At 71.2% G+C, this 23,450-nt stretch carries 22 protein-coding genes; 11 read left to right on the top strand and 11 right to left on the bottom strand.

Annotated elements, in window-relative coordinates; translation table 11 throughout:
• Positions 1–38: 38 nt before the first annotated feature.
• Together ABZ823_RS13370 and ABZ823_RS13365 are read right to left on the bottom strand one after the other, a co-directional pair.
• A complete protein-coding gene (locus ABZ823_RS13370) occupies positions 39–680 on the bottom strand; it encodes a response regulator transcription factor (RefSeq protein WP_361658163.1) in 642 nt (213 codons plus the stop codon).
• Positions 673–1,818: a GAF domain-containing sensor histidine kinase gene (locus ABZ823_RS13365; protein ID WP_361658160.1), complete on the bottom strand. Its 1,146-nt coding sequence runs from the start codon at positions 1,816–1,818 to the stop codon at positions 673–675. Before ABZ823_RS13365 ends, ABZ823_RS13370 begins: the two co-directional genes overlap by 8 nt.
• Before the next feature lie 188 nt (positions 1,819–2,006).
• On the opposite strand from ABZ823_RS13365, the gene ABZ823_RS13360 reads away from it, so the two are divergent.
• The 3 genes from ABZ823_RS13360 to ABZ823_RS13350 all read left to right on the top strand — a co-directional run bounded on the left by ABZ823_RS13360 (position 2,007) and on the right by ABZ823_RS13350 (position 4,941).
• On the top strand, positions 2,007–2,702 hold the full coding sequence (locus ABZ823_RS13360; RefSeq protein WP_361658157.1) for an SDR family NAD(P)-dependent oxidoreductase: 696 nt from the start codon (positions 2,007–2,009) through the stop codon (positions 2,700–2,702).
• A gap of 8 nt (positions 2,703–2,710) precedes the next feature.
• Positions 2,711–3,904: an S-adenosylmethionine:tRNA ribosyltransferase-isomerase gene (locus ABZ823_RS13355; protein WP_361658221.1), complete on the top strand. Its 1,194-nt coding sequence runs from the start codon at positions 2,711–2,713 to the stop codon at positions 3,902–3,904.
• A gap of 308 nt (positions 3,905–4,212) precedes the next feature.
• Positions 4,213–4,941, top strand: coding sequence for a transglycosylase SLT domain-containing protein (locus ABZ823_RS13350; RefSeq protein ID WP_361658154.1), 729 nt, complete (start codon positions 4,213–4,215; stop codon positions 4,939–4,941).
• An 82-nt stretch (positions 4,942–5,023) separates the two neighbouring features.
• Here the strand turns inward: ABZ823_RS13350 and ABZ823_RS13345 are convergent, their stop codons facing one another.
• The gene (locus tag ABZ823_RS13345; RefSeq protein WP_361658151.1) at positions 5,024–7,504 is read right to left on the bottom strand and encodes an FHA domain-containing protein; all 2,481 of its coding nucleotides are present in this window, start codon (positions 7,502–7,504) and stop codon (positions 5,024–5,026) included.
• A 238-nt stretch (positions 7,505–7,742) separates the two neighbouring features.
• On the opposite strand from ABZ823_RS13345, the gene ABZ823_RS13340 reads away from it, so the two are divergent.
• Positions 7,743–9,530 (top strand): streptophobe family protein, encoded by a 1,788-nt coding sequence (locus ABZ823_RS13340; protein WP_361658218.1) that lies wholly within the window; start codon positions 7,743–7,745, stop codon positions 9,528–9,530.
• 152 nt (positions 9,531–9,682) lie between these two features.
• Entirely contained in the window at positions 9,683–10,894 is a 1,212-nt protein-coding gene (serB, locus tag ABZ823_RS13335) for a phosphoserine phosphatase SerB (RefSeq protein ID WP_361658148.1), read from the top strand.
• Between the two features lie 134 nt (positions 10,895–11,028).
• Here the strand turns inward: serB and ABZ823_RS13330 are convergent, their stop codons facing one another.
• The 4 genes from ABZ823_RS13330 to ABZ823_RS13315 form a co-directional block, all read right to left on the bottom strand.
• Positions 11,029–11,547: a histidine phosphatase family protein gene (locus ABZ823_RS13330; RefSeq protein WP_361658145.1), complete on the bottom strand. Its 519-nt coding sequence runs from the start codon at positions 11,545–11,547 to the stop codon at positions 11,029–11,031.
• A gap of 184 nt (positions 11,548–11,731) precedes the next feature.
• Positions 11,732–11,947, bottom strand: a complete 216-nt coding sequence (locus ABZ823_RS13325) for a hypothetical protein (RefSeq protein WP_361658142.1) — start codon at positions 11,945–11,947, stop codon at positions 11,732–11,734.
• A gap of 171 nt (positions 11,948–12,118) precedes the next feature.
• Positions 12,119–12,235, bottom strand: coding sequence for an SGM_5486 family transporter-associated protein (locus ABZ823_RS13320; protein ID WP_361658139.1), 117 nt, complete (start codon positions 12,233–12,235; stop codon positions 12,119–12,121).
• Between the two features lie 279 nt (positions 12,236–12,514).
• Positions 12,515–13,834 carry a CynX/NimT family MFS transporter gene (locus tag ABZ823_RS13315; protein ID WP_361658136.1) on the bottom strand — a complete coding sequence of 440 codons (1,320 nt, stop codon included), beginning with the start codon at positions 13,832–13,834 and terminating at the stop codon, positions 12,515–12,517.
• A 104-nt stretch (positions 13,835–13,938) separates the two neighbouring features.
• On the opposite strand from ABZ823_RS13315, the gene ABZ823_RS13310 reads away from it, so the two are divergent.
• Positions 13,939–14,628 (top strand): FadR/GntR family transcriptional regulator, encoded by a 690-nt coding sequence (locus ABZ823_RS13310; RefSeq protein WP_361658133.1) that lies wholly within the window; start codon positions 13,939–13,941, stop codon positions 14,626–14,628.
• Between the two features lie 269 nt (positions 14,629–14,897).
• On the opposite strand, the gene fabI is transcribed toward ABZ823_RS13310, so the two are convergent.
• Positions 14,898–15,665, bottom strand: a complete 768-nt coding sequence (gene fabI, locus ABZ823_RS13305; protein WP_361658130.1) for an enoyl-ACP reductase FabI — start codon at positions 15,663–15,665, stop codon at positions 14,898–14,900.
• Between the two features lie 5 nt (positions 15,666–15,670).
• Positions 15,671–16,375, bottom strand: coding sequence for a 3-oxoacyl-[acyl-carrier-protein] reductase (fabG, locus tag ABZ823_RS13300; protein ID WP_361658127.1), 705 nt, complete (start codon positions 16,373–16,375; stop codon positions 15,671–15,673).
• A 268-nt stretch (positions 16,376–16,643) separates the two neighbouring features.
• Here fabG and ABZ823_RS13295 point away from each other — a divergent pair, with 268 nt between their 5' ends.
• From ABZ823_RS13295 to tyrS, 3 genes are read left to right on the top strand one after another with little or no spacing between them, the layout of a single operon-like run.
• Positions 16,644–18,200 (top strand): TldD/PmbA family protein, encoded by a 1,557-nt coding sequence (locus ABZ823_RS13295; RefSeq protein ID WP_361658124.1) that lies wholly within the window; start codon positions 16,644–16,646, stop codon positions 18,198–18,200.
• Positions 18,197–19,591: a metallopeptidase TldD-related protein gene (locus ABZ823_RS13290; protein WP_361658121.1), complete on the top strand. Its 1,395-nt coding sequence runs from the start codon at positions 18,197–18,199 to the stop codon at positions 19,589–19,591. Before ABZ823_RS13295 ends, ABZ823_RS13290 begins: the two co-directional genes overlap by 4 nt.
• A 57-nt stretch (positions 19,592–19,648) precedes the next feature.
• On the top strand, positions 19,649–20,917 hold the full coding sequence (gene tyrS / locus ABZ823_RS13285; protein ID WP_361658118.1) for a tyrosine--tRNA ligase: 1,269 nt from the start codon (positions 19,649–19,651) through the stop codon (positions 20,915–20,917).
• Between the two features lie 87 nt (positions 20,918–21,004).
• On the opposite strand, the gene ABZ823_RS13280 is transcribed toward tyrS, so the two are convergent.
• Positions 21,005–21,283, bottom strand: coding sequence for a GlsB/YeaQ/YmgE family stress response membrane protein (locus ABZ823_RS13280; RefSeq protein WP_361658115.1), 279 nt, complete (start codon positions 21,281–21,283; stop codon positions 21,005–21,007).
• A 244-nt stretch (positions 21,284–21,527) separates the two neighbouring features.
• On the opposite strand from ABZ823_RS13280, the gene ABZ823_RS13275 reads away from it, so the two are divergent.
• Positions 21,528–21,923, top strand: a complete 396-nt coding sequence (locus ABZ823_RS13275; RefSeq protein WP_361658112.1) for a DUF3099 domain-containing protein — start codon at positions 21,528–21,530, stop codon at positions 21,921–21,923.
• A 278-nt stretch (positions 21,924–22,201) separates the two neighbouring features.
• Positions 22,202–22,438 carry a hypothetical protein gene (locus ABZ823_RS13270; RefSeq protein WP_361658110.1) on the top strand — a complete coding sequence of 79 codons (237 nt, stop codon included), beginning with the start codon at positions 22,202–22,204 and terminating at the stop codon, positions 22,436–22,438.
• 1 nt (position 22,439) lies between these two features.
• Here the strand turns inward: ABZ823_RS13270 and moaA are convergent, their stop codons facing one another.
• On the bottom strand, positions 22,440–23,429 hold the full coding sequence (moaA, locus tag ABZ823_RS13265; RefSeq protein WP_361658107.1) for a GTP 3',8-cyclase MoaA: 990 nt from the start codon (positions 23,427–23,429) through the stop codon (positions 22,440–22,442).
• Positions 23,430–23,450: the final 21 nt, after the last annotated feature.

Genomic DNA, 23,450 nt, shown 5'->3' with positions numbered 1-23,450 from the left:
CACCTGGAGGACATACACCCGACGGTATGAAGATCCGCTCAACCGTTAACACCATGCCGTACCGCCCAGAGCGCGGCCTGGGTACGGTCCGCCAGGTCCAGCTTCATCAGGATGTTGGAGACATGGGTCTTGACCGTCTTCTCCGACAGCACCAGCGCGCGGGCGATCTCCCGGTTGGACCGGCCGTCGGCGATCAGGGTCAGCACCTCGCGCTCCCGCTCGGTGAGCGAACCGCCTCTGCCCTGGCCGGAGTTGGTCTCATCCTGGGACAGCAGCGCGCCGGCGACCTCCGCCTGGAGGAGGATGTGCCCCGCGTGCACCGACCGGATGGCTCCGGCAAGGGCGTCGGGGTCCACGTCCTTGTACACATAACCGGCGGCGCCGGCGCGCAGGGCCGGGACCACTGTGCGCTGCTCGGTGAAGCTGGTCACGATGAGGACGCGCGCGGGATGGTCGAGCTCGCGGAGCCTGCGGAGCGCGTCGATGCCGTCCATCCCCGGCATCTTGACGTCCATGAGGACGACGTCGGGTGCCAGCTCCTGGGCCCGGGCGACCCCTTCGGCGCCGTCCGAGGCCTCTCCGACGACCTCGATGTCGTCCTGCACCTCGAGGAAGGTACGCAGTCCGCGACGGACGACCTGGTGGTCGTCGACGAGCAGCACCTTGATTGCGTCAGCCACCAGGGACCTCCATCTGGATCGTGGTGCCCTTCCCAGGCGCCGATTCCACGGTCAGCACCCCGCCGACCCCGCCGGCCCGGTCGCGCATGGAGACCAGGCCGAGGTGGCGCCCCGCCCGGCGCACCGCCTGGGGCTCGAACCCGCTGCCGTCGTCCATGACGCGCAGGACGGCGCCCGGTCCGCGCCTTTCCAGGATGACCCCTACCCGCCCGGCGCCGGAGTGCCGCAGGGCGTTGTGCAGCGCCTCCTGGGCGACACGCAGCAGCGCCTCCTCCTGGGCGGCCGGCAGGGCGCGGACGCCCAGGCTGGTGAAGGTCACGCGCGCGCTGTGGGCCCGGTCGAGGACCTGGACCTGGGTGCGCAGGGTGTTGACCAGGCCGTCCTCGTCGAGCGCCGCGGGGCGCAGTTCGACCACGGCGGCGCGCAGTTCGTCGGCGGCCTCGGCGGCCAGCGCCGCCACCTGTTGCAGCTCTCCCTTGGCGCGGCCCGGGTCACGGTCGACCAGGGCTGCCGCCGCCTGGGCGGTGAGCCGCAGGGAGAAGAGTTTCTGGCTGACCGCGTCATGCAGCTCGTGGGCCAGCCGCGAGCGCTCCTCAGCGATGGTCAGTTCCCGGCTGCGCTCGTACAGACGGGCGTTGGTCAGGGCGATCGCGGCGTGCTGGGCGAGGATCGAGAGCAGTTCCTCGTCGTCCTCGGTGAAGCCGCAGCCACCCCCCTCTTTCGAGCACTTCTTGTTGGCCAGGAAGAGCGCGCCGATGATCTCGTCGCCGTCGCGGATGGGCAGGCCCAGGAAGTCGGACATCTGCGGGTGGGCGCTGGGCCAGCCTTCGAAGCGCGGGTCCTTTCGGACGTCGGCGAGCCGCTCCGGCTTCGCCTCGTGCAGCATCGCGGCCAGGATGCCGTGCTGGCGCGGGAGCGGGCCGATGGCCTTCCACTGCTCGTCGGTGACTCCGTCCACGACGAACTGGGCGAAGCCGCCGTGGTCGTCCGGGACGCCGAGGGCCGCGTACTCCGCGTCGAGCAGCTCGCGGGCCGAGGCGACGATCGTCTTGAGGACGTCGCGCACCTCCAGGTGTCTGCTCATGGCCAGCAGCGCGGAGCTCACCGCATACAGGCCCGACCGGGGTCCATGGCTCATGAACTCACCGTACCGGCGGGGTCTGTCAGGGCGGATCCGACCGGTGGCCGCCCCCTTCTACACCGGTGGGCCTAGGCCGAAGGGCCCGGCTTCCTTGCGGCCCGCGTCCGAGGTGGCCGGTGTCGTGCCGTTCCTACGGTGAGGTCACCGCCGATCACCGGCGGCCGAGGGACGAGGAGACGGTGGACATGCCGGTTGCGATCATCACGGGTGCTTCCAAGGGGCTGGGACGGGCGCTGGCCGCAGCCCTGGCGGAGCGCGGCTGGGACCTGGTGGTGGACGCCAGGACCGCGTCGGCCCTCGAGGAGACTGCGGGGACCCTGTCGGCGCACGGGACGCGGGTGGAGGCGCTCCCGGGTGATGTCACGGACGCGGGGCACCGGGCCCGGCTCGTGGCGGCGGCGCGCGAGATGGGCGGGCTCGATCTGCTGGTCAACAACGCGAGCGCGCTGGGCGCGGAGCCGCTGGTGCCGCTCGCGGCGCTGGGGCTGCAGGGGCTGCGGCGGGCGCTGGAGGTGAACGTGGTCGCCGCCCTGGGTCTCGTCCAGGAGGCGCTGCCGCTGTTGCGGGCGTCGGCCGCGGGCGCGGTGATCGCCGTCAGTTCCGACGCGGCGGCCGAGGCGTACGTGACGTGGGGCGGGTACGGCGCGTCCAAGGCGGCGCTCGACCAGCTGGCGGCGGTGCTCGGCGTGGAGGAGCCGGGGCTGCGGGTGTGGGCGGTCGACCCCGGCGACATGGCGACGGACCTCTACACGGCGGCCGTACCCGACGACGACGGTCCGCGGCCGGCGCCGGAGCACGTGGTGCCCGCGTTTCTCAGGCTGCTGGACGAGCGGCCGGTGAGCGGCCGCTACGGTGCGCCGTCGCTGCTGGAGGAGCGGTGAGCACGGCGATGGGGGTTCCGCCCGAGCGGGTTCTCCGGTGGGAGAAGGTCCCCGAGGAGCTGTCGGCACGGGTCCCGGTCGAGCAGCGCGGGCCCGGGCTGGGCCGGGACTCGGTGCGGCTGCTGGTCTCGCGCGGAACCGAGGTGTCGCACCACGCCTTCGTGGAGCTGCCGCGACTGCTGCGGGCCGGGGACGTGCTGGTCGTCAACACATCGCCGACGCTGGCGGCCGCGGTGGACGCCACGGTCGGGCACGCGCGCGTGGTGGTGCACTTCTCGACGTGCGGGGACGACGGGCGGTGGGCGGTCGAGCTGCGGGATCCGGACGGGCGGGGTACCACGCGCGCGCGTGCGGGTGTACACGCGCGTGCGGGTGTACATACGGGTGTCCGTGCGGGCGTGCTCGCGGGTACGGAGGTGCGCCTCCCGCACGACGTACGGCTGGTTCTGGAGGAGCCCCTGTCGCCGAGGGGCGACCGGTTGTGGTGGGCCCGGCCGTCGGATCCGGACGTGGCGGGACTGCTGGCCCGGCACGGGCGCCCCATTCGTTACTCCTACACGGAGCGCGACCAGCCGCTGTCGGTGTACCAGACGGTGTTCGCGCTGCCGTCCGCCGACGGCGCGGGCAGCGCCGAGATGCCGAGCGCGGCGCGCCCCTTCACCCCGCGCTTGGTGGCGGAGCTGGTGAGCCGGGGCGTGCAGTTCGCACCGATCACGCTGCACACCGGGGTGGCGTCGGCGGAGGCGCACGAGCCGCCGTACCCGGAGCGTTTCGCGGTGCCGCAGGCGTCGGCGCGGCTGATCAACGCGGTACGAGCCGGATACGGGGAGCGCGGGGCGGCTGCCGGGAGGGGCGGTGACGGCGGACGGCGGGGCGGCCGGGTGATCGCGGTCGGGACGACGGCCGTGCGGGCCCTGGAGTCGGCGGCGGGCGACGACGGTGTCGTACGGCCGCGGCGGGGCTGGACCGATCTGGTGGTGACGCCCGAGCGCGGGGTGCGGGTGGTCGACGGGCTGCTGACCGGGCTGCACGAGCCGGAGGCGTCGCATCTGCTGATGCTGGAGGCCGTCGCGGGACGGGCGGCGATCCACCGCAGCTACGAGGAGGCGCTGGCCGGGCTCTACCTGTGGCACGAGTTCGGTGACACGCACCTCCTCCTCCCGGAGGAGCCGCCTCACGCAGAGCGTTGCTTCAGCAACTGATAGTGAGATCCGTGCGGTGTGGATGTGAGGCCGCGCATAGGACCCACATCACGTACGACCCCACATAGGAGACAAAGAAGCCCGCAATGAACGGGGCAGATGGGGCTGTTTGCCCTGTTTTGCCCTGCCTGTGTCTACTACCAAGGATCGTACGTCACACCTTTGCCTGACCTTTTTGCGGGAGCTAAGAATTACTCCCGTCGCTCGGCGCCGCGGTTGCTACCCGCGGCGCTTGTGCTGGAAACATCCGTCTTCCGCCGGCACCAGAGCGGCCTCCGCGCTATTCGAAGAGGTCCCTCAGTATGCCCATGCCCAAGATCAACGCGCTCCGCGCTCACAGTCGTGCCCTGACCAAGGCCCAGAAGCTCTCGGCCGCCGGTGTGGCCGCCCTCGGCTGCTGCGCACTCGCGGTCACCGCCGTCCCCAGTGAGGCACAGAGCCCGGTTCACGCGGCCCCCGTCGCGTCGGCCCCGGTGGAGCTCGGCAACCAGCCGGCCAAGCAGATCAAGGCCAGCGTCACCGACCAGCTTGCCGCCTCCTCGCTGAAGGCCGAGGCCATCGCCGCCAAGCAGAAGGCCGCCGCCGAGACCGCCGTCAAGAAGGCCGCCCCGCAGCAGGCCGTCGCGCAGCCCCAGCAGCGCACGGTCCAGCAGGCCGCCAGCCGTTCCGCCGAGCGCCCCCAGGTCCAGCAGGCCGCCCCCGCCCCGAAGAGCTACTCCAACAACCTCGACGGCTGGATCCGCGAGTCGCTCGACATCATGAAGCAGAAGGGCATTCCGGGCTCGTACAACGGCCTGTACCGCAACATCATGCGGGAGTCCTCCGGCAACCCGATGGCCATCAACAACTGGGACGTCAACGCCCAGAACGGCATCCCGTCCAAGGGTCTGCTCCAGGTCATCCCGCCGACCTTCAACGCGTACCACGTCGAGGGCACGTCGTGGAACATCTACGACCCGGTCGCCAACATCACCGCCGCCTGCAACTACGCAGCGCACCGCTACGGTTCGATGGACAACGTCAACAGCGCGTACTGAGGCCGGCGCGGACCTCTTCTCGTCTGGACGGAAGAAAGGGCGGCACCCCCTGGGTGCCGCCCTTCCGCACGTCCAGGAATGACTACTTCCGCATGACCTCGGGTTCGTGGCGGCGCAGGAAGCGGGCCACGAGGAAACCGCAGAGCACGCCGAGCGCGATCAGCGCGACCATGTCCAGGGTCCAGGCCGACGCCGTGTGGTCCCACAGCGGGTCCGTGCTGGCCGGGTCGTCCGTGTTCGGCGCGATGTTGTTGAAGTCCAGCGTCGCGCCGGCGGCCCCGACCGCCCAGCGGGACGGCATCAGGTAGGAGAACTGGTTGACGCCGACGGCGCCGTTCAGTGTGAACAGACAGCCGGTGAAAACGACCTGGATGATCGCGAACATGACCAGCAGCGGCATCGTCTTCTCGGCGGTCTTCACCAGCGAGGAGATGACGAGGCCGAACATCATCGAGGTGAAGCCGAGCGCCATGACCGGCAGGCACAGCTCCAAGAGCGTGCCATGGGCGAGGATCAGGCCCTGGTCGGGGATCTCCCGGCTGGAGAAGCCGATCAGGCCCACCATCAGGCCTTGTAGCACGGTGATGGCGCCGAGGACGACCACCTTGGACATCAGATACGCCGAGCGGGACAGGCCGGTGGCGCGCTCCCGCTCGTAGATGACGCGCTCCTTGATCAACTCGCGGACGGAGTTGGCGGCGCCCGCGAAGCACGCCCCGACCGCGAGGATCAGCAGGACCGTGGTGGCCGTGCCGTTCGGGACGGGCACACCCGTCTTCGGGTTGACCGGGTTGACCAGCAGGCCCTTGGCACTGTCGATGAGCAGGCTGACGACGCCGAGCACCGCGGGCAGGATCACCGTCAGCGCCAGGAAGCCCTTGTCGGACGCGATGACCGCGGCATACCGCCGGATCAGCGTGCCGAGCTGCCCGAACCAGCCCTGCGGCTTGGCCGGCTTGATCGCCTGCGGCGGTGGCATGGGGACCGACTGCGGGGCCACGGCGTCGATGTCCGCGGCGTACATCTGGTAGTGCCCCGAGCCCTTCCAGCGACCCGCCCAGTCGTAGTCGCGGTAGTTCTCGAAGGCGGAGAAGACGTCGGCCCAGGATGCGTAGCCGAAGAAGTTCAGCGCCTCCTCGGGCGGGCCGAAGTAGGCGACGGACCCGCCCGGCGCCATCACGAGGAGCTTGTCGCACAGGGCCAGCTCGGCCACGGAATGGGTGACGACGAGGACCGTACGGCCGTCGTCGGCGAGGCCCCGCAGCAGTTGCATGACATCGCGGTCCATGCCCGGGTCGAGACCGGACGTCGGCTCGTCCAGGAAGATCAGCGACGGCTTGGTGAGCAACTCCAGGGCCACCGAGACACGCTTGCGCTGACCGCCGGAGAGGGAGGTGACCTTCTTCTCCTTGTGCACGTCCAGCTTCAGCTCGCGCAGCACCTCGTCGATGCGGGCCTGGCGCTCGGCGGCCGTGGTGTCGGCGGGGAAACGCAGCTTGGCCGCGTACGTGAGGGCCTTCTTGACGCTCAGCTCCTTGTGCAGGATGTCGTCCTGCGGGACCAGGCCGATGCGCTGGCGCAGCTCGGCGAACTGCTTGTACAGGTTCCGGTTGTCGTAGAGGACATCGCCCTGGTTGGCGGGCCGGTATCCCGTGAGCGCCTTCAGCAGCGTCGACTTGCCGGAGCCGGAGGGGCCGATGACGGCGATGAGCGACTTCTCCGGGACGCCGAAGGAGACGTCCTTGAGGATCTGCTTGCCACCGTCGACCGTGACGGTCAGATGCCGGGCTGAGAAGGAGATCTCGCCGGTGTCGACGAACTCCTCGAGCCGGTCGCCGATCAGACGGAAGGTCGAGTGGCCGACGCCGACGATGTCGTTGGGGCCGAGCAGTGCCGAGCCGCCCTTGCCGATCGGCACTCCGTTGACGAACGTGCCGTTGTGCGAGCCCAGGTCACGGATCTCGAAGCGGCCGTCGGGAGTGGCGTGGAACTCGGCGTGGTGGCGGGAGACCTGGAGGTCGGAGACCACCAGGTCGTTCTGCAGCGCTCGGCCGATGCGCATCACCCGGCCGAGGGCGAGCTGGTGGAAGGTGGTCGGACTGCGGTCGCCGTAGACCGGCGGCGCCCCCGCGTCACCACCGGGACCCTGCTGCCGCGGGGCCTGCTGTGGAACCCGCTGCTGGGGAGCCTGCCGCGCCCGGTCGGCATCCGCGTCCGGTGCCGCGTACGGCTGCTGCCGGGGCCCGGCCTGCGGGGCGGCCACCGCGGCCGCGGCGCCGGAAAGGTTCAGGCCGGGCCCGTCGGTCGCGTTGCCCAGGTGAACGGTCGTGGCCCCGCCGATCTGAAGCTGGTGGACGCGCCGGCCGCCGACGAAGGTGCCGTTGGTGCTCCCCCTGTCCTCGAGAATCCAACTGCGCCCGTCCCAGCTGATCGTGGCATGCCGCCAGGAGACCCTGGCGTCCTCGAACACGATGTCCCCCTGCGGATCACGTCCGAGGGTGTACGGCCTGGACGCGTCGAGCGTCCAGGTGCGTCCATTGAATTCCACTACGAGTTCAGGCACTCCATGCCCCACTGAGTCGTCCCCCGAGTTGCCCCCGTCACGGGGAGTGTAGGGATGTCGAACATCGTGGGGAACTCTTTCAGGCTCAGCTCTCTGACCGAAAGTCGGGCCTTGTGGGGAGCGTGAACGGGCGCTTGAACGCGCGCCGTTGACGGAGGTGAAATCCGGCCGGAGAGTGGTAATCCGCGCGAGGGGGACATCCGCGGTGGAACGCCGCGACGCGGACGGGGGACTGACGATGCGCAACAAGGCGGCGGAAGTCGACAGGAGGCTGCCGTGGGCGGATGTTCTGCTGTCCGCGGTCGCATCCGTGAGCTGGGCGTTGATCGGGATGGCCGGGACGGCGGCGCTCGGCCTGCACCTGCTGGGGGCGGATGCGGCCGGCTCGCTCGGACCGATGACGGCGGCCGTCGTGGCGCTGGGGGCGAACGGGTCGGTCAGGCCGTCCGGGGATGTGTCGGCGTTCGGCCTGAAAGGAGCCGAGGCGACGACCGCCGTCGAGATCACGCCACTGGGTGTGGGTCTGGTGGGTGCGCTGCTGCTGTCCCTCTTCTTCCTGCGTTCGTTGCGTGCGGCGGGGGCGGTCGTCGCCCCGTCCGAACTCCTCGCGCGCGCGAGCTCGGTGCTCGGGCTGTTCGTCGCGATGCTGGGCGGCCTCGCCTGGGTCGGCCATGACGTCGTCACCATCGACGGGGGCTCGCTCGGGCTCGACGGGCTGCCGGGCGGGAGCGGCGGCGGTGGGAGCGTCGACATCCCGGGCCTCGGCGACATCGGAGGGCTGCTGCCGAGCCGGATCGGGGATCTGGTCCGGGCGAAGGCCTCGGTGGGCTTCACCGTCGACACCGTGCCCACGCTGCTCGGGGGCGCGGCATGGGTGGCCGGTGTCCTCGTGATCGCGATGCTCGCCTCCCGGCGCACACCTCTGCCGCGGGGCTGGGAGGCAGTGCACCGCGTCGTGCGCCCCGCCGCGTCGGCGCTGGTGACGGTGGTGATGGTCGCGGTGGCCGCCGGTCTCGCGGCGGCGGCGTACGCGGCGATCGGCGACGATCATCCGGCGCGGATCGCGGGGGCGGCGCTGCTCGGTGCGCCGAACGGGGTGTGGCTGGGCGTCCCGCTCGGCCTGTTCGTACCGTGGGACGGCCAGGCCACGGGAGAACTGGCGAAGCTCCTGCCGGACCCGCTGGATCAGCTGCTGAACGTGCGGATGGATCAGTCGGTGACCTTGGCGCGCCTGGCCGGCCTGGACGGCAAGGTGTGGCTGCTGGCGGTCGCCGTGGCGCTCATGATGCTTTTCGCCGGGGTGCTGACGGCCGTGCGTACGCCCCTCGTACGAGCGGGGGATCCCGCGGCGGTACCGAGCACGGCTGCTACCGCCGTACGGGCCCCGGGTCCCCTCGGCTACGCAGGGCGCTGCGCGCTTCGGCTCGGGCTCGTGACGGCGGCGGCACTCCCGCTGCTGGTCCGGCTGACGGACGTGTCGGTGGACGCCTCGCTGTCCGTGTTCGGCTTGGACGCGTTCGGCGCCGGGATCGAGCTGCACGGGCATCTCGGCGCCGCGTCGCTGCTGGGCGCGGTGTGGGGTGCGGGCGCCGGGGCGGCCGGTGCGCTGCTCGCGCATGCGAGCGGGGCGGCGGGGAGCCGGGCGGCGCCACTGGCCCGGGATGGCACGGGGGCGTGGGCGACTTACGCCACCCCGTTCGCGACGGTGCCGCGGCGGTCCGGCCCCTACGCCCCGAGCACGCCTTACCGCCCGCCCAACGCGGACACCAATCCCTATCTACGGCTGCCGTCGCGGCTCCGGGAGCCGGAGGACGTCCGGCCGGGAGAGGACGCGCGGGTGTGGGACGCCGAGGAACCGGCGGAGCGTGGCCCCCGGCCCGCCGGCGGTGACGTGTACGGGGCGCCCACAGTGATCCAGCCGATCGAGCCGCCCAACCCGCCGCCCCGACGCCGTACGCCGGGAACGTCGTCCTCGGACCGGTGGCCGCCGCCTCCGCCACCCGGGCCGCCCCGAAGCCGCGGCTGACGAGGCTCCGTCGCCGCGCCGCTCCCCTCCCCCACCGTGTGTCTTCGTCGCCGGTAAAGCAGCTCGTCACCCGGCCGCCATCCACTGTTCCGTGTCCGCTAGACGGACCGGGCACGCGGACGGCACTGGGTGCCGGATACGGTGGAAACACCATGAGCGCTTCACACACCTCCGACGCCCCCACCCTCCTTGTCAAGATCTTCGGCAAGGACCGGCCCGGCCTGACGGCCGGCCTGTTCGACACCCTGGCCGCCTACAACGTCGATGTCGTCGACATCGAGCAGGTGGTCACCCGGGGCCGGATGGTGCTGTGCGCCCTCGTGACGATGCCTCCGGCCGGGCTCGAGGGTGATCTGCGGGCGACCGTCCACAGCTGGGCGGAGTCGATGAAGATGCAGACGGAGATCATCTCCGGGATCGGCGACAACCGTCCGCGCGGCCTCGGACGCTCCCTGGTCACCGTGCTCGGCCATCCGCTGACCGCCGAGTCGACGGCCGCCATCGCCGCCCGGATCGCCGCCGCCGGCGGCAACATCGACCGTATCTTCCGGCTCGCCAAGTACCCCGTCACAGCTGTCGAGTTCGCCGTGTCCGGCGTGGAGACCGAACCGCTGCGCACCGCCCTGGTGACCGACGCCGCGGCACTCGGTGTCGATGTCGCCGTCGTCTCCGCCGGTCTGCACCGGCGGGCCCAGCGCCTGGTCGTCATGGACGTGGACTCGACGCTCATCCAGGACGAGGTCATCGAACTGTTCGCCGCCCATGCGGGCTGCCAGGCGGAGGTCGCCGAGGTGACGGCGGCCGCCATGCGCGGTGAGCTGGACTTCGAGCAGTCGCTGCACGCGCGCGTGGCGCTGCTCAAGGGGCTGGACGCGTCGGTGGTCGACAAGGTGCGCGCCGAGGTGCGGCTCACCCCCGGCGCGCGCACCCTGATCCGCACGCTGAAACGACTCGGCTTCCAAGTGGGCGTCGTCTCCGGCGGCTTCACCCAGGTCACGGATGATCTCAAGGAGCGTCTCGGCCTGGACTTCGCGCAGGCCAACACGCTGGAGATCGTCGACGGGAAACTGACCGGCAGGGTCGTCGGCGAGATCGTGGACCGGGCGAGCAAGGCCCGGCTGCTGCGCCGGTTCGCCGCCGAGGCGGGCGTGCCGCTGGCGCAGACGGTGGCGATCGGGGACGGGGCCAACGACCTGGACATGCTGAACGCGGCCGGTCTGGGCGTCGCCTTCAACGCCAAGCCCGTGGTCCGCGAGGCCGCCCACACCGCGGTGAACTTCCCCTTCCTGGACACCGTCCTGTATCTGCTCGGCGTCACCCGCGAAGAGGTCGAGGCGGCGGACATTCACGACGACATCCACTGAGGCCTGTGCCGCCGCGGGTCGCAGGGCCTGAGGCGTACGGTTCAGGGGTCTGCCGCGCGCTGTCGACTGCGGCCGGGCGCGTCGCGGGGCCCCGCACCGTGGCCGGTGCCGGGCCCCGCTGCCGTCCGTGAGGGTTACTCGCTCGGCGCCCAGTAGTCGAGGAGGGTGGCCGTGCCCGGCTCCAGGGACTTCCAGGAGCCGTCGAAGGAGAGCACGGCGAACGCGGCGGCGGGGAAACCGCGTCGGCTCATCCGCTCGCGCGCCTCGGGCTCCGCTGCCACCGAGAGGACGTCGGCTAGGCCCTGGATGCCCGGGTTGTGACCGATCAGGATCACGTTCTGGACGTCATCGGGGATTTCGTTCAGCAGGGCGATCAGCTCGCCGGGCGAGGCGTCGTAGATCCGCTCCTCGTAGATGGTTTTCGGCCGGTGCGGAAGCTCCTGGACCGCGATCTTCCAGGTCTCGCGGGTGCGCGTCGCCGTGGAGCAGAGGGCCAGGTCGAAGCCAATGCCGGTCTCGGCCAGCTTGAGGCCGGCGACGGCCGCGTCCTTGCGGCCCCGGTCTGCCAGAGGGCGCTCGTGATCGGCCACCTGCGGCCAGTCGGCCTTCGCATGCCGGAAGAGGACAATCCTGCGGGGTTCTGCGGAGCTCATGGGTCCCAGCTTCGCATGAAACAGGCCAGGGAGCGCAGGGAGTTGACGGCGTCGGAAGCGCGCCCACGCGCACGGCCGAGCGGACCTCTGCGCCGCCCGCCTCGGCAGAGGCGTCCGTCACTGCCGGGCCCGCGGGCTCCGCGCGCCCGGCCCGGCGGGCGGGGCGCCGTACGCGCGGACTGTGTCACCGCGTGTGGTGGGTCGTCATCGTCTGCTGGATCCGCTCGACGAGATGACCGAGGGCGGGGTCGCCGCCCGCCCGCGTGTCGGCCGGATTGAGTATCAGCGCCAGCAGGACCGCGAAGGCCAGCGTGGGCAGCGCGAGGGCCCACCAGGGCAGCCGCATGTCGATGCCGCCCGTGGTCGCCGGGTGGGGCGGGGTGGGGGTGCGGGCCGACATGACTGCCTCCGTGGGTCCTCGGACGGTCCGTGGTCCGCTGCCGCGGCCACACCTCGAAGGTAGGGACTCGGCGGCCCTCAACCCATCCGGTGATCCACCCACTTGACCCTGACACTCACCCCCTAGGGGAGGCTGGGGCCAGCCCCACCCCGGGGCTCGGGGCAGCCTCCGTCAGGGTGAGGCGATCGTGGCGATGATGGCGATGATCACGAAGATGGCGAAGAACGTGCCGAAGACGAGCAGCATCTTCTTCTGGCCGTTCCGGGGATTCGGGTCGAGCACGGGCATACGGTCAGTTTCGCACCCCCGACCCGCCCCTCCCGCGCCGGGGTCGCCGCCGGACGGCGGGCATGCCCCGGACGGGGCCCCCGCGTGCGGGGCACGCCCGCCGCACCGGGCCCGACAACGGGTCCTCCAGCCGGTGCACCGGGCCCGACAACGGGTCCTCCAGACGCCGCACCGGACCCAGCGCGCCCGCCCGGCCCGCATGGGTCACCGCCGACACACCGGCCCCGGACGCCGTCATACCCGGCGAGACCCGCGGTCGACGCTCCGGGCCGCGTCCGCTCAGCGTGCCGTCTCGTCCTCCACGGTCCGGTCGCGGCCCGCCAGGACGCCCGCCGCGACCTGCGGGACCATCAGCCCGGCCATGAGGGCGAGCGGCAGCCCCCACCCGCCGCTGTGCTGGTAGAGGACTCCGACCAGCAGCGGCCCCGGGATCGACAGCAGGTATCCGGTGCTCTGCGCGAACGCCGACAGCTGGGCGACGCCCGCGCCCGTCCGCGCCCGCATGCCCACCATGGTCAGGGCCAGGGGGAAGGCGCAGTTGGAGACGCCGAGCAGCAGCGCCCAGGCCCAGGCGCCACCGGCCGGGGCCCAGTACAGGCCCGCGTACCCGGCGAGACCGCAGACGCCGAGCACGAGCACGATCGGACCCTGGTGCGGCAGCCGGGTGGCCAGCCGCGGGATGACGAAGGCGAGGGGTACGCCCATCACCATCGTGACCGCCAGCAGTATTCCGGCCGTGCCCGCGGACACTCCGGCGTCACGGAAGATCTGGGCCATCCAGCCCATGGTGATGTAGGCGGCCGTGGCCTGGAGCCCGAAGAAGACGGCCAGCGCCCACGCGGTACGGCTCCGGGTGATACGGCGCCCCTCGGACTCGCCCCGGTCGGCGGCAGCGGAGCTTTCCGCGGGACGGGCACCCCCCGCGCGGACGAACGGAATCCACGGCAGGACGGCCGCTGCCGCCAGTGCCGCCCAGACGGCGAGCCCCGACTGCCAATGGCCCCCGAGGGCATCGGTCATGGGAACGGTGGCCGCCGCGGCCACGGATGTGCCGAGCGCGAGCGCCATCGAGTACAGGCCGGTCATCGAGCCCACCCGGTCCGGGAACCAGCGCTTGACGATCACCGGCATCAGGACGTTGCTGACGGCTATGCCCATCAGGGCGAGCGCGCTGGCGGCCAGGAAGCCCGCGGTGCTCCCCGCGTACGGGCGGACCAGGAGCCCGGTGGTGATCGCGGCCATTCCGGCGCAGACCACGGCGGCCGGGCCGAAGCGCCGGGCCAGGCGCGGGGCCATGACGCCGAAGACGGCGAAGCACAGCGGAGGTACGGAGGTCAGCAGTCCGGCGAGGCTGCCGCTCATGCCGAGCCCGTCGCGCACCTCTTCGAGGAGGGCGCCGAGGCTGGTGATGGCGGGGCGCAGGTTGACCGCGGTGAGGACGATGCCGACGACCAGCACACGCGTCGTCCACGCGCGCGTGCCGGCTACTCCGCTCTCGTGCCCCGCCGCCGTGGTGGCGGCCACGGGTGTTGAGCCGCCCGCCGGCGTGGTCGTGGGTATCGGTGCGGACGTCGTCGCCGCGGTCTCGTCGGTAGCCATACCGCTCATCATAGAATCATGGGATGATTCAGGGGGGCCTGGATCCCTTGCGTTACGCTCCGGATCCTCCGGCCCCGCCCCACAGGCCCGCACGAAGGATCGTCATGCCGTTGAGCCACCCCCGCCGATCCGCGTTGTCCGAGCAGGTCATCGCCGAGCTGCGGAAGCAGATCACCTCGGGCGAATGGCCGGTGGGCTCCCGCATCCCGACCGAGTCCGAGTTGGTCGACCAGCTCGGGGTCGCGCGCAACACGGTCCGCGAGGCCGTCCGCGCGCTCGCGCACAACGGTCTGCTGGACATCCGTCAGGGGTCTGGCACCTATGTGGCGGCGACCAGCGAACTGGCGGGCGTGATGCACCGCAGGTTCGCCGACGCCGACCCCACCCATATCGCCGAGCTGCGCTCGACCCTGGAGTCGGGTGCCGCCCAGCTGGCCGCCGAGCGGCGCACCGAGCGGGACCTCAAGCAGTTGGACGCACTCCTGCTGCGCCGTGAGGAGGCCTGGGAGTCCGGGGACGCCGAGGCGTTCGTGACCGCGGACGCCACGTTCCACCTGGCGGTGGTGGCCGCGTCCCGCAACGACGTCATGACGGCGATGTACGCGGACCTGGGCGAGGTGCTGCGGGACTGGCTGCGCGACGACGTCGGCGGGGAGCTGACGCCTGAGGCGTACATGGACCACACGGGACTGGTGGACGCTATCCGCGCGGGCGACGCCGCGGCGGCGGCCGCGGAGGCGGCGAGCTATCCGTCCATGTGCCGTCCGGGCCGGTCGCGTACCGCCCCACGCTGATCGGGCTCACCGGGCGTGGCCGACCCACGCCTTGTGCGTGTTTCGAAAGTCCCGCCTGCCCCGCGACGCCGGGCAGCGGCCCATGAGCCGTCGCGACGCCGGCAGCGGCCCGTGAGCCGTACGGTCGTCGCGGGTCCCGCCGAAAGGGCGATGCCCCGCTCCCCGCGCGGAGCGGGGAACGGGGCGTCGACCGCGTGCGACGCGTACGACGGATCCAGGGGGCGTGTGAACGAGAGCGCGAGCCGTCACGCCCGCAGGTATGGACTCGCTCAGGCGCCGATGGCGTGCAGGCCGCCGTCCACGTGGACGATCTCGCCGGTGGTCTTCGGGAACCAGTCGCTGAGCAGGGCGACGATGCCCTTGCCGGCCGGCTCGGGGTCCTTGAGGTCCCACTCCAGGGGGGAGCGGTGGTCCCAGACCGAGGCCAGCTCGGTGAAGCCCGGGATGGACTTGGCGGCCATGGAGCCGAGCGGGCCCGCGGAGACGAGGTTGCAGCGGATGTTCTGCTTGCCCAGGTCACGTGCGAGATAGCGGCTGGTGGCCTCCAGGGCGGCCTTGGCCGGGCCCATCCAGTCGTACTGCGGCCAGGCGTACTGTGCGTCGAAGGTCAGGCCGACCACCGAGCCGCCGTTCTGCATCAGCGGCAGGCAGGCCATGGTCAGCGACTTCAGGGAGTACGCCGAGACGTGCATGGCGGTGGCCACGGACTCGAACGGCGTGTTCAGGAAGTTGCCGCCGAGGGCGTCCTGCGGGGCGAAGCCGATGGAGTGGACGACGCCGTCGAGGCCGCCAAGCTCCTCGCCGACGACGTCGGCCAGGCGCGCGAGGTGCTCGTCGTTGGTGACATCGAGCTCGATGACCTTGGTGGGCTTGGGGAGCTTCTTGGCGATGCGCTCGGTAAGCGTGGGCCGCGGGAACGCGGTCAGGATGATCTCGGCACCCTGCTCCTGGGCCAGCTTCGCGGTGTGGAACGCGATGGAGGACTCCGTCAGCACACCGGTGATCAGGACGCGCTTGCCCTCGAGAATTCCGCTCATGGTGATCAGTGACCCATTCCCAGTCCGCCGTCAACGGGGATGACGGCTCCAGTGATGTACGAGGCGTCGTCGGAGGCGAGGAACCGCACCGTCGCGGCGATCTCCTCCGGCCGCGCGTACCGGCCGAGCGGCACCTGCGACATGATGTTCTCGCGCTGCTCGTCGGAGAGCGCCCGGGTCATGTCCGTGTCGACGAAGCCGGGGGCGACGACGTTGAAGGTGATGTTGCGCGAGCCGAGCTCACGGGCGAGGGAGCGCGCGAAGCCGACCAGGGCGGCCTTGGAGGCGGCGTAGTTCGCCTGCCCGGCGGACCCCAGCAGCCCCACGACCGACGAGACCAGCACGACGCGGCCCTTCTTGGCGCGCAGCATGCCGCGGTTGGCGCGCTTGACGACGCGGAAGGTGCCGGTGAGGTTCGTGTCGATGACCGAGGTGAAGTCCTCCTCGGACATGCGCATCAGAAGCTGGTCCTTGGTGACGCCGGCGTTGGCGACGAGGATCTCGACCGGACCGTGCTGGTCCTCGATCTCCTTGTAGGCCTGCTCCACCTGCTCGGTGTCGGTGATGTCGCACTTGACCGCGAGGAAGCCGGCCGGCGGCTCGCCCGAGCGGTACGTGATCGCGACCTTGTCGCCGGCGTCGGCGAACGCGCGGGCGATGGCGAGGCCGATGCCCCGGTTGCCTCCAGTGACGAGAACCGAGCGGCTCAACGGATCACCCTTTCGATAGCGGTCTGGAACCCCTGCAAGACAGGCGCCTTCGTCGAAAACCTATCGGTCCGGCCCGCCCCGCGGACAATCGGGCACCGACAGTGGCGTAGGGGACTCGCTGTCGGATCCCTACAGAAGCGGCGGCCGCGGAGTGAGCTGAGACGGTCGCTGGGGGCAAAGGTCGGGTCGTCGGAGGAAAGGTCTGGTCCGCTCGGTCACTCGCGCGACATGATCGGATCCGACAGGCCACGACAGCAGGGAGACCTCCGTGCCGCATTCCATCGACGAAGCCTTCACGGCACTGCCGCTGCGGGCCCTGGCCGACGCCGCGCTGGCACGCGCGCGGGCGCTGGGGGCCGAGCACGCGGACTTCCGGTTCGAGCGGGTGCGCAGTGCCGCGTGGCGGCTGCGCGACGGCAAGCCCGCCGGGTCGTCGGACACGACCGACCTGGGGTACGCGGTGCGGGTCGTGCACGGCGGGACCTGGGGGTTCGCCTCGGGTGTCGATCTGACGCTCGACGCCGCCGCCAAGGTCGCGTCACAGGCGGTGGCGATGGCCAGACTGTCGGCGCAGGTGATCAAGGCGGCCGGGTCCGACGCGGGGGCACCTCCCACGCCTTTCGGGCAGTGGGGGAGGGTGGAGCTGGCCAAGGAGCCGGTGCACGCCGAGCGGACGTGGGTCTCGTCGTACGAGATCGATCCCTTCACCGTGCCCGACGAGCAGAAGACGGGGCTGCTGGCCGACTGGAGCGCGCGGCTGCTCGCGGCCGACGGGGTCGACCACGTGGACGCCTCGCTGGTGACCGTCCACGAGAACAAGTTCTATGCCGACACCGCGGGGACCGTGACGACCCAGCAGCGCGTGCGGCTGCATCCGCAGCTCACCGCGGTCTCGGTCGACGACTCCACCGGTGAGTTCGACTCGATGCGCACCCTCGCCCCGCCGGTCGGCCGCGGCTGGGAGTATCTGACGGGCACCGGCTGGGACTGGGACGCGGAGCTGGAGCAGATCCCGGAACTGCTCGCCGAGAAGATGCGCGCGCCGAGCGTTCAGCCGGGTGTGTACGACCTGGTCGTCGACCCGTCCAACCTGTGGCTGACCATTCACGAGTCCATCGGCCACGCCACCGAGCTGGACCGGGCGCTCGGCTACGAGGCGGCGTACGCCGGCACGTCCTTCGCCACCTTCGACCGACTGGGCAAGCTGAGGTACGGCTCCGAGCTGATGAACGTCACCGGCGACCGCACCGCCGAGCACGGCCTCGCGACGATCGGCTACGACGACGAGGGCGTCGAGGCGCAGTCCTGGGACCTGGTCAAGGACGGCACACTGGTCGGTTACCAGCTGGACCGGCGCATCGCCCGGCTGACCGGATTCGAGCGGTCCAACGGGTGTGCCTACGCCGACTCGCCCGCGCACGTTCCCGTCCAGCGCATGGCCAATGTGTCGCTCCGGCCGGATCCGGCCGGACTTTCGACCGAGGATCTGATCGGCAGCGTGGACCGCGGGATCTATGTCGTCGGGGACCGCTCCTGGTCCATCGACATGCAGCGCTACAACTTCCAGTTCACCGGCCAGCGGTTCTTCCGGATCGAGAACGGCCGGATCACCGGACAGCTGCGGGACGTCGCCTACCAGGCGACGACCACCGATTTCTGGGGCTCCATGGCGGCCGTCGGCGGTCCGCAGACATATGTCCTCGGCGGCGCCTTCAACTGCGGCAAAGCCCAGCCGGGCCAGGTCGCGGCGGTCTCGCACGGCTGCCCGTCCGCCCTCTTCAAGGGAGTCAACATCCTCAACACGACGCAGGAGGCCGGTCGATGAGCGCTCGCACGAACAAGCCGCACGAGATCGTCGAGCGGGCCCTTGAGATGTCCCGCGCGGACGGGTGTGTCGTCATCGCCGACGAGCAGTCCACCGCCAACCTGCGCTGGGCGGGCAACGCGCTGACCACGAACGGGGTCACCCGCGGGCGCACCCTCACCGTCATCGCGACCGTCGACGGCGCACAGGGAACGGCCTCGGGGGTGGTCTCCCGCTCGGCCGTCACCGCCGACGAGCTGGAGTCCGTGGTGCGGGCCGCGGAGGCCGCCGCGCGCGGCGCGGGCCCCGCCGAGGACGCACAGCCGCTGGTGACCGGTGTTCCGCAGTCCCCGGACTTCACGGACGCGCCCGCGGAGACCTCGTCGGCCGTCTTCACCGACTTCGCGCCGGCGCTCGGCGAGTCCTTCGCCCGCGCGCGTGCGGGAGGCCGTGAGCTGTACGGCTTCGCCAACCACGAACTGGTCTCGACGTACGTCGGTACGTCGCGAGGGCTGCGGCTGCGCCACGACCAGCCGAGCGGCACGCTGGAACTCAACGCCAAATCCCCGGATCGCACGCGCTCGGCGTGGGCGGGACGCTCGACGCGAGACTTCAAGGACGTCGACCCGGTGGCCCTGGACGCCGAGCTGTCGCAGCGGCTGGCCTGGGCGGAGCGCAGGGTCGAGCTGCCCGCGGGCCGGTACGAGACGCTGCTGCCGCCTACCGCGGTCGCGGACCTGCTGATCTACCAGATGTGGTCCTCGACGGCCCGGGACGCGGCCGAGGGCCGCACGGTCTTCAGCAAGCCCGGCGGTGGCACGCGCGTCGGCGAGAAGCTCTCCGGGCTGCCGCTGACCCTGCGCAGCGACCCGGGCGAGCCCGGTCTGGAGACGGCGCCCTTCGTGATCGCGCACGCTTCCGGGGACGACGCGTCGGTCTTCGACAACGGTCTGCCGCTGGAGGCGACCGAGTGGATCGGCGACGGAGAGCTGAGGCGTCTGACGACCACCCGGCACAGCGCGGCCCTCACCGGCCTTCCGCTCGCGCCGTCCATCGGGAACCTGATCCTGGACGGTGGCGCCGACCGGTCCCTGGAGGAGATGGTCGCGGACACCGGGCGCGGGTTGCTGCTGACGTGCCTGTGGTACATCCGTGAGGTCGACCCGGCGACGCTGCTGCTGACCGGCCTGACCCGGGACGGCGTCTACCTCGTGGAGAACGGCGAGGTCACCGGCGAGGTGAACAACTTCCGCTTCAACGAGTCCCCGGTCGACCTGCTGGGCCGTGCCACGGAGGCCGGGCGCACGGAAAAGACGCTGCCGAGGGAGTGGAGCGACTGGTTCACCAGGGCTGCGATGCCCGCGCTGAGGGTGCCGGACTTCAATATGAGCTCTGTCAGCCAGGGCGTATAACCTCGTAGCCGGTGGTCACTCGACCGCCCGAAGACCTTCCAAGGAGATACGAGAACCGTGACGGACATCGTCGACGAACTGAAGTGGCGGGGGCTCATCGCCCTCTCCACGGACGAGGACGCACTGCGCAAGGCGTTCGCGGACGGTCCCGTCACGTTCTATTGCGGCTTCGATCCGACCGCGCCCAGCCTGCACCTGGGCAACCTGGTTCAGATCCTGACGATGCGCCGGATCCAGCAGGCGGGCAACCGCCCGCTGGGCCTGGTCGGGGGCGCCACGGGTCTGATCGGCGACCCGAAGCCGACCGCGGAGCGCACGCTCAACGACCCCGAAGTGGTCGTCGGCTGGGTGGCGCGGCTGCGCGGCCAGATCGAGAAGTTCCTGGACTTCGAGGGACCGCACGCCGCGACCATGGTCAACAACCTGGACTGGACCCAGGGCCTGTCGGCCATCGACTTCCTGCGGGACATCGGCAAGCACTTCCGGGTCAACAAGATGATCTCGAAGGAGGCCGTCGCCCGGCGGCTGCACTCGGACGCGGGTATCAGCTACACCGAGTTCAGCTACCAGATCCTCCAGGGCATGGACTTCCTGGAGCTGTACCGGAGGTACGGCTGCACGCTCCAGACCGGCGGCAGCGACCAGTGGGGCAATCTCACGGCGGGCGCCGACCTGATCCACAAGGTGGAGCCGCACGTCGCGGTGCACGCGCTCGCCACGCCGCTGATCACCAAGGCGGACGGCACCAAGTTCGGCAAGACGGAGTCCGGCACGGTCTGGCTCGACCCGGAGCTGACCACGCCGTACGCCTTCTACCAGTTCTGGCTGAACGCCGACGACCGGGACGTCTCGAAGTTCCTGCGTATCTTCAGTTTCAGATCCCGCGAGGAGATCGAGGAGCTGGAGGCGCAGACCGAGTCTCGACCGCAGGCCCGCGCCGCCCAGCGTGCACTCGCCGAGGAGCTGACGACGCTGGTGCACGGCGCGGACCAGACGGCCGCCGTGATCGCCGCGTCCAGGGCGCTCTTCGGGCAGGGGGAGCTCGCGGACCTCGACGAGAAGACGCTGGCCGCGGCCCTCTCCGAGGTACCGAACGTCCAGATCGCGGAGCCGGCGCCGGTCGTGGACCTGTTCGCCGAGGTGGGCCTGGTGCCCAGCAAGTCGGCCGCGCGCCGCACGGTGAAGGAGGGCGGCGCCTACGTGAACAACGAGAAGGTCACCGCCGAGGACGCGGTGCCCGCCCGGGAGGACCTGCTGCACGGGCGCTGGCTGGTGCTGCGCCGCGGCAAGAAGAACCTGGCCGCGGTCGAGGTCACGGGCGCCTGAGACGCTCCCGGCCTCGGCCGGGCGCGTACGCACGGGCACGGGAAGGGGGCGGTCCCGTGGGGGCCGCCCCCTTCCCGTGCCGTTCCGTCAGACTCTGTCCCTGCTTCTGCCCTTCGTCGACATGTACGCCATCTCGCCCAGGAAGACGAGGACGACCGCGGCGGCGAGCTGAAGAGCGTGGCGGCCCCAGTCGATGCCCCGGGTCTCCGCGATGCCGATGGAGCGGGCGATGGCGTTGCCGATGAGGCCGCCGATGAGGCCCATGAGCGTGGTCAGCCAGAGGGGGCTGTGCTGTCTGCCCGGCAGGACGAGCTTGGCCAGCAGTCCGAGCACGAATCCGACAATGATCGCCCACAACCAGCCCATGGCTGCCTCCTCGTACGGCTCGACGCGAGCGGTACGCCCAGTCTCGGGCCCTCCACCGTACGGCGCACGTCGGGTACACCCTTATGCGCGAGTGCGCAGCACGTTCGCCCAGGTAGGGCTGGCCCCGGTCTCGAAGACGACGCGGGCGCGGCGTAACGTGGTGAGTGTTCGGGCTCGGCCCCTGACCGGATACGGACCAGGCGCGGGCCGGGAGGAGTCCGAGGCAGGCGGGTGGTGGTATGCGATGCGGAAGCTGAGCACCGGCGGGCACGCCCAGGTGTTCCGGATCACGGGTGCCCGGCAGGGACTCGAGGCGGACGTACGCGGCCGGCAGCGCCGTTACGTCATTTCCATGAGCATCCGCACGGTCTCGGTGATCCTCGCGGCCACCCTGTGGAACGTCGAACGACCGGTCGCCATCGTCGCGCTGGTCCTGGGGGCGATCCTGCCCTACATCGCGGTGGTCGTCGCGAACGCGGGGCGGGAGAACGCGCCGTCGTTGCCGTCGTCGTTCCTGAATGTCCCGGTGCGTCCGATGATCTCGCCGTCCGCCCCGGACGGGCAGACGGAATCCGCCCCGGACGACGCGGCGCAGGGGCCCGCGGCGGGCGCCCGGAGCGAGCCGCGCGAACGGGCCTGAGCTGGGCCCACCGGATGTGGAATCGCATCCCCCGTGAAGCTCAGGAAAAGCTCAGGACAATCATGTTGTTCCGGTGCCGGGCACCGGGTTACCCGTGACATACTTCGTACGCGCTCCGCATCCCCCGTCGGAGCGAAAGACCGACGCCGGGCAGCTCCCCCCGTGGCTGCTCGGCGTCGCCTTTTCGTGCCGTCTCGCTGTCCGGCGCCGAGCAGCTTCCGTCCTGTGCCGAGGGGCTCGTGGGGCATGGCCGGGGGCACGCTAGGGTCGGGCATGTGATGGTCCCTGATCCCGATTCGCCCATCTGCTCCGCCAAGGGCTGCCGTGCCGCCGCCGTGTGGGTGCTCGCCTGGAACAACCCGAAAGTGCATACGCCGGAGCGCCGCAAGACCTGGCTGGCATGCAAGGAGCACCGCGAGTATCTGTCGAAGTTCCTCGGTGTACGCGGGTTTCTGAAGGACGTCGTGAAGCTGGAGGACTGGGAGTCCCCCGACGCCGGCCCCTCGACGGGCTGACTCAGCCCCCGATCGCCGACATCGGCCGCTCCGGCTGGAGGAACGAGGGATCGTCCAGCCCCGAGCCCGCCTTCTTGCCCCACATCGCCAGCCGCCAGATGCGGGCGATCTCCTCGTCGGGGGCGCCGGAGCGCAGCGCCTCGCGCAGATCCGTCTCCTCGGTGGCGAACAGGCAGGTGCGTATCTGGCCGTCGGCCGTCAGACGGGTGCGGTCGCAGGCCGCGCAGAAGGGGCGGGTGACCGAGGCGATCACACCGACGCGGTGCGGGCCGCCGTCGACGATCCAGCGTTCGGCCGGGGCGGAGCCGCGCTCCTCGGCGTCCTCGGCGGTCAGCTCGAAGCGGGTGCGCAGCGAGGCCAGGATGTCCCCCGCGGTGACCATGCCCTCGCGCTTCCAGCCGTGCTGGGCGTCCAGGGGCATCTGTTCGATGAAGCGCAGTTCGTAGCCGTGGCGGACCGACCAGGCGAGGAGGTCGGGGGCCTCGTCGTCGTTGAGCCCCGGCATCAGGACGGAGTTGACCTTGACCGGGGTGAGGCCCGCCTCGTGCGCGGCACGGAGGCCGTCGAGGACGTCCTGGTGGCGGTCCCGGCGGGTGAGCGCCTTGAAGACGTCCGGGCGCAGGGTGTCCAGCGAGACGTTCACCCGGTCCAGGCCCGCCGCCTTCAGGGCCGCTGCCGTACGCCTGAGGCCGATGCCGTTGGTGGTGAGGGACGTCTGCGGCCGGGGGCTCAGCGCTGCTACCCGCTCCACGATGCCGACCAGGCCGGGGCGCAGCAGCGGCTCGCCTCCGGTGAAGCGGACCTCCTCGATCCCGAGGGAGGTGACGGCGATGTCGATCAGGCGGACGATCTCGTCGTCCGTCAGCAGATCGGGCTTGGCGAGCCACTGCAGGCCCTCCTCGGGCATGCAGTACGTGCACCGCAGATTGCACCGGTCGGTCAGCGAGACCCTCAGGTCGGTGGCCACCCGGCCGTAGGTGTCGATGAGCACGCGGGCCCCCTCCCTCGTCGC

Source organism: Streptomyces sp. NPDC047079 (assembly GCF_040643755.1).
GTDB lineage: Bacteria > Actinomycetota > Actinomycetes > Streptomycetales > Streptomycetaceae > Streptomyces.
Note: the sequence above shows the minus strand (reverse complement) of the source record. Positions and strands in the feature narration are given on the sequence as shown.

Coding starts and splice junctions, on each gene's coding strand:
- ABZ823_RS13365 (WP_361658160.1), bottom strand. CDS start 1,818: ATGAGCCATGGACCCCGGTCGGGCCTGTATGCGGTGAGCTCCGCGCTG.
- ABZ823_RS13360 (WP_361658157.1), top strand. CDS start 2,007: ATGCCGGTTGCGATCATCACGGGTGCTTCCAAGGGGCTGGGACGGGCG.
- ABZ823_RS13355 (WP_361658221.1), top strand. CDS start 2,711: ATGGGGGTTCCGCCCGAGCGGGTTCTCCGGTGGGAGAAGGTCCCCGAG.
- ABZ823_RS13350 (WP_361658154.1), top strand. CDS start 4,213: ATGCCCAAGATCAACGCGCTCCGCGCTCACAGTCGTGCCCTGACCAAG.
- ABZ823_RS13340 (WP_361658218.1), top strand. CDS start 7,743: ATGCGCAACAAGGCGGCGGAAGTCGACAGGAGGCTGCCGTGGGCGGAT.
- serB (WP_361658148.1), top strand. CDS start 9,683: ATGAGCGCTTCACACACCTCCGACGCCCCCACCCTCCTTGTCAAGATC.
- ABZ823_RS13330 (WP_361658145.1), bottom strand. CDS start 11,547: ATGAGCTCCGCAGAACCCCGCAGGATTGTCCTCTTCCGGCATGCGAAG.
- ABZ823_RS13325 (WP_361658142.1), bottom strand. CDS start 11,947: ATGTCGGCCCGCACCCCCACCCCGCCCCACCCGGCGACCACGGGCGGC.
- ABZ823_RS13320 (WP_361658139.1), bottom strand. CDS start 12,235: ATGCCCGTGCTCGACCCGAATCCCCGGAACGGCCAGAAGAAGATGCTG.
- ABZ823_RS13315 (WP_361658136.1), bottom strand. CDS start 13,834: ATGGCTACCGACGAGACCGCGGCGACGACGTCCGCACCGATACCCACG.
- ABZ823_RS13310 (WP_361658133.1), top strand. CDS start 13,939: ATGCCGTTGAGCCACCCCCGCCGATCCGCGTTGTCCGAGCAGGTCATC.
- fabI (WP_361658130.1), bottom strand. CDS start 15,665: ATGAGCGGAATTCTCGAGGGCAAGCGCGTCCTGATCACCGGTGTGCTG.
- ABZ823_RS13290 (WP_361658121.1), top strand. CDS start 18,197: ATGAGCGCTCGCACGAACAAGCCGCACGAGATCGTCGAGCGGGCCCTT.
- ABZ823_RS13280 (WP_361658115.1), bottom strand. CDS start 21,283: ATGGGCTGGTTGTGGGCGATCATTGTCGGATTCGTGCTCGGACTGCTG.
- ABZ823_RS13275 (WP_361658112.1), top strand. CDS start 21,528: ATGCGGAAGCTGAGCACCGGCGGGCACGCCCAGGTGTTCCGGATCACG.
- ABZ823_RS13270 (WP_361658110.1), top strand. CDS start 22,202: ATGGTCCCTGATCCCGATTCGCCCATCTGCTCCGCCAAGGGCTGCCGT.